6 protein-coding genes are annotated in these 3,136 nt (G+C 48.2%); all 6 read right to left on the minus strand.

Annotation, left to right across the window (positions count from 1 at the left end; all coding sequences use genetic code 11):
• Positions 1 to 317 (minus strand): phage terminase large subunit family protein (locus OGV74_RS01085; protein ID WP_286520141.1); only part of this gene is annotated, 317 nt, incomplete at its 3' end.
• Between the two features lie 3 nt (positions 318 to 320).
• The gene (locus tag OGV74_RS01090; protein ID WP_047358011.1) at positions 321 to 827 is read right to left on the minus strand and encodes a DUF1441 family protein; all 507 of its coding nucleotides are present in this window, start codon (positions 825 to 827) and stop codon (positions 321 to 323) included.
• A gap of 226 nt (positions 828 to 1,053) precedes the next feature.
• Positions 1,054 to 1,608 (minus strand): hypothetical protein, encoded by a 555-nt coding sequence (locus tag OGV74_RS01095; protein ID WP_135107956.1) that lies wholly within the window; start codon positions 1,606 to 1,608, stop codon positions 1,054 to 1,056.
• A gap of 132 nt (positions 1,609 to 1,740) precedes the next feature.
• The gene (locus OGV74_RS01100) at positions 1,741 to 1,959 is read right to left on the minus strand and encodes a hypothetical protein (RefSeq protein ID WP_047357966.1); all 219 of its coding nucleotides are present in this window, start codon (positions 1,957 to 1,959) and stop codon (positions 1,741 to 1,743) included.
• Positions 1,960 to 2,039: 80 nt separating this feature from the next.
• Complete coding sequence (locus tag OGV74_RS01105; RefSeq protein ID WP_047357965.1) at positions 2,040 to 2,552, minus strand: DUF2514 domain-containing protein; 513 nt, start codon at positions 2,550 to 2,552, stop codon at positions 2,040 to 2,042.
• The gene (locus tag OGV74_RS01110) at positions 2,549 to 3,097 is read right to left on the minus strand and encodes a lysozyme (RefSeq protein WP_047357964.1); all 549 of its coding nucleotides are present in this window, start codon (positions 3,095 to 3,097) and stop codon (positions 2,549 to 2,551) included. Before OGV74_RS01110 ends, OGV74_RS01105 begins: the two co-directional genes overlap by 4 nt.
• Positions 3,098 to 3,136: the final 39 nt, after the last annotated feature.

A 3,136-nucleotide genomic window follows, 5' to 3' on the forward strand; every position in this document is an offset into this window, starting at 1 on the left:
TCTTCCGTCATCTGAATGATGAGCATGTCAGACGGATCGCAGACAACGTTGTACACCACCCAGCCATCAATCAGACCAATGGTTTTACCCGTTCGGGCAGGGCCAACAAAAATGACAGCATCATATTCGCGTGATGCCAGGCAGTTCATCGGCTCCACAACATAAGGGGCAAGATTAGGATCCCACTCAACGGAGTTACCCACACCGACCGGAACACGCATATATTTATGTACGGCTTCGGCTACAGGCATTCGGCGCGGTGCTCTGATGATCCCGGCAGTGTTTTTTCTTAGCTCCGCCGCCGTGGCCTGTCGCATGGCTTACTCCTCTTCTGGCGAACTGTCCTCCTGTTCCGGTGTATCTGCCTGCTCAACCTTCAGGGCTATCTGATCTCGCAGGTCATCAATGACTTTTTGCACCCGAACGACAGCTGCAGGCGTCATCGCGCAATCACGTTCAAGAATATCCGGCAGCGTTTCCAGCACCTGAACGACGGCTTTTGCCATCGATGAAAATTCTCGGGTCACTGTCGATGCCGGGATTAACTCACCTGTTTCCTGCTGGAATTTAAGCCTCTCGCGTTCAGACTGAAACCATGCCTTACGATCCGGCGGTAACATCTTATCGATATCCACCAGCTCGGGTGCCGTGGTCCGGCCCAGCAGTTCCCGGAGAATATCGACAACAGAATAAAGCTTGAGACGAGAATTACTGCCCGGAGCAGGCTCAACGTTATTCAGCCTGCTGGAGATCGTCTGACGATGAAGATCGGTCACCGCTGCCAGCTGATTGATATTGAGGCGAAGGTTTTTCAGTTCGTTATCCATGATGATGAACAATATTTAACCATTTCGACATCGTGAATAATTTCACGACTGAAATATCAACAAGTTAAGGGAATGATGATGATGCCGATAAAATGCAAAAAACCAGCCGTTTTCCGCGTGTCCTCGCCCCCTCGGTGTTCAGAATCGCCAGGAGGACCCGTACAAATGATAATTAGTTTCAATTGCAGTAATAAATAACGAGCAACAAAAAACCGCCCTAAGGCGGTTACTTCGATTCAAAGACAAACCTTGTCGTCATCATTTCATCCAGATGTTGCATTAACGACGACTTGTATCCGTTACCTTTAATGTACCTTTCAAAATCACCCTCAAAAACTACCCAGTCTTTCGACAACTTTGTGTTATCAAATAAGTGCTCAGTTGCAAGCCATGAAGATCGGCAGCTATCAAAAATGCTTAGCAACTCGTCAAACCTACGCACGTTCTGCTCTCCAATTTCGATTTGCTGATTAATAAGGTCTACATCTTTAAATAACCATTTCGCAATAACTTGCTCACGCTCCTGTTCCAGTTCGTCTGGATCAATACTGAGTGGCATAAATAATAGGGCTGTTTTTAACTGCTTAATCGCATTTCTAAAGTCCAGTTTTACTTTAGTTTTCTCTTGATCACGCCATGTAGACAACGCTTTGTACGCAAAGCAGAGCGTTACAATAGTTGTCAGTACACTTACAGATGCCACAACCATTGACCAAAAGGCCCATTCAGCTGCGGCACGGTTAGCTACTAACGTTTGATAAGCAATGTAATTTGCGTCCATTTCCACCTCATATCATCAATGAGATAATTGTAACGAAAAGCATTATCGCAGGCACTCATTGAACGCATGCTGTAATGCCCATAGTGACAACAATAAAAAAACCGCCCGAAGGCGGTTTGGGTCAAAAACTTGCTATTTTTCCAGAGCAGATTGAATAGCATCTGCTAATTTTCCTATTCCATCAGCAGTTTTGGCTAAATCTTCGTTAACTCTCGATACAGTAGACTGATGATAGTTTCCGACACTTTGTTTTGCGATTTCCAAAGCTGCTTGTACAGCTAATAACCGCTTCCGCTTGTTAACAAAAGCTTCGCCGCTATCACCATCATTATTGAAATAACCATCCAACATTTCATACACTCCTATTAACCACACATTTAGTGGCATCTATTTAACTTGGGGCATACTTATAGTTTTCAAGTAAATAAGCATCATTCATACCCTTTGTTGTTTGCCTCCCTCACCGAGTCGTAAATGCGCTCACACGTCATCCCGGCACGGTAGCGTTCGTCAGCGATTTCAGCATATCGTTTAGCTTCTGCTGCAATATCTCCGAGCATGTTGGCGAGCATTCCTGCAGTGGTGTCGGTTGTTTTGCTTCTGATGGCAGCGGCAAGATCTGAGGTGTGCTTTGCGGCGTCCAGACGGGCGGCAAGCTTTGTTGCTTCGGTACGCAACTGGATAACAGTGGCAGACAGGCCAGCAACAGTGGCAGCAGATTTAGCAGCTTGTGCTTGTGCATCTTTTACAGCCTCATCACGGGCAATTATGCGCCCTTGTTCAATCATGCGGGCTGCGGTCTGTGCATTCGCTGTTTGCGATGATTCCGCGCTATCACGTTCCGCCCACTTCTTTTCCCAACCCCGGTTACTCCATACGTTTCCCGCGATGAATGCGACAGCCGCCAGCAGCGAAATGGCAATAAACCTAAAGCGCAGGCTCACTGGTCTATCCCCCAGCACGCCAGCGCGCTTTCCTGGTCTCGCCTTTCTACCTGCCCATAGCAGCCGTTTTTCTGGCCTTTGGTCAGACGACAGTCGCGGCCACCGTCTTTGATCCACCAGCGGATCGCTTCACAGGCGCCTTTACGGTCGTCAGCATTAATACGCTTATAGAATGTGGACGGGAAACATTTCCCGGGGCCGATGTTATATGGGCAGAAAGATGCGATCCCGGCTTTCTGTGCTTCGGTCAGTGGTACCTTGATATTTCGCTCAACCCATGCCAGTGCCTTGTCGCGTTCTATAGCGTTCACCTGAGCGCATTTCTCTGAAGACAGCTTCATGCCCTTAACTACTGGCGTACCATCAACCATCGTGGCGCCGCGGCAAATCGTCCAGAGCCCTCCGCCGTCGCGATATGCTGTCAGGCTGTTACCCTCTTTTTCATCCAGAAACTGATCGAGAATCACGGGCGCGGAAGCCCCCGCAAGAATCAAACCAACGACTGCTGCGCTCAGTTTATTCTTCAGCTTTGGTGGCATAGCCATTGCGCCGATCCTCCCGTTCTTTCCAGCGGAAATACCAGT

Origin of the sequence: Citrobacter sp. Cf116, assembly GCF_030336505.1 — a bacterium.
GTDB classification, from domain to species: domain Bacteria; phylum Pseudomonadota; class Gammaproteobacteria; order Enterobacterales; family Enterobacteriaceae; genus Citrobacter; species Citrobacter freundii.

Excerpts from the sequence above, each read along its gene's own strand:
- OGV74_RS01110 (WP_047357964.1), bottom strand. The coding sequence starts at position 3,097 with ATGGCTATGCCACCAAAGCTGAAGAATAAACTGAGCGCAGCAGTCGTT.
- OGV74_RS01095 (WP_135107956.1), bottom strand. The coding sequence starts at position 1,608 with ATGGACGCAAATTACATTGCTTATCAAACGTTAGTAGCTAACCGTGCC.
- OGV74_RS01090 (WP_047358011.1), bottom strand. The coding sequence starts at position 827 with ATGGATAACGAACTGAAAAACCTTCGCCTCAATATCAATCAGCTGGCA.
- OGV74_RS01100 (WP_047357966.1), bottom strand. The coding sequence starts at position 1,959 with ATGTTGGATGGTTATTTCAATAATGATGGTGATAGCGGCGAAGCTTTT.